The sequence below is a fragment of the Streptomyces sp. XY431 genome (genome assembly GCF_001279805.1).
Lineage (GTDB): Bacteria > Actinomycetota > Actinomycetes > Streptomycetales > Streptomycetaceae > Kitasatospora > Kitasatospora purpeofusca.
This window is the reverse complement of the sequence record NZ_LGDO01000316.1, coordinates 1-517: the sequence shown is the minus strand read 5'-3', so window position 1 is coordinate 517 and position 517 is coordinate 1. Positions and strand designations below refer to the sequence as shown.

1 protein-coding gene is annotated in these 517 nt (G+C 67.5%); it reads left to right on the top strand.

Going from position 1 to position 517, the window contains the following annotated elements:
- Window positions 1–54: 54 nt before the first annotated feature.
- Window positions 55–517, top strand: a 463-nt coding sequence (locus ADK60_RS24750; protein WP_199839751.1) for a PPC domain-containing protein, incomplete at its 3' end; no start/stop codon positions are given.

Genomic DNA, 517 nt, shown 5'->3' with positions numbered 1-517 from the left:
GATCCGCTCGGTGCGTCGATGGGGTCGATGACGGCCAGTGTGTCGACGGAGATCATGAGGCAGCTGCTGCTGGACGGTACGGGGTCGACGCTTGCGACGACGGTGCCGGGGCAGAACGGTGCGTGGACGTTCGCGGGTTCGGCGGGGCAGCGGGTGTACCTGGACCTGTCCGGGGGGACCTTCGATCTACTCAAGGCACAGGTGTCGGTACTGAAGCCGGACGGCTCGGTGCTGTCGGATTGGCGGTACTGCGGGACGTCCTGCGGTTTCGACACGACGACGTTGCCGGTCGACGGCACCTACACCGTTGCCCTGCGGACCTCCGGTGGTGTCGCCGGTTCGCTCACCGCGAAGGCGTGGACCGTGCCTGCGGATCTTTCGGTGGCTGTCGCGCCGGGTGATGCGCCGTCGGTGCTGACGACGACGGTGCCGGGGCAGAACGGTGTGTGGACGTTCGTGGGTTCGGTGGGGCAGCGGGTGGCGTTCGGGTTCAGTGGTGGGACGCTGGATTCGTTGA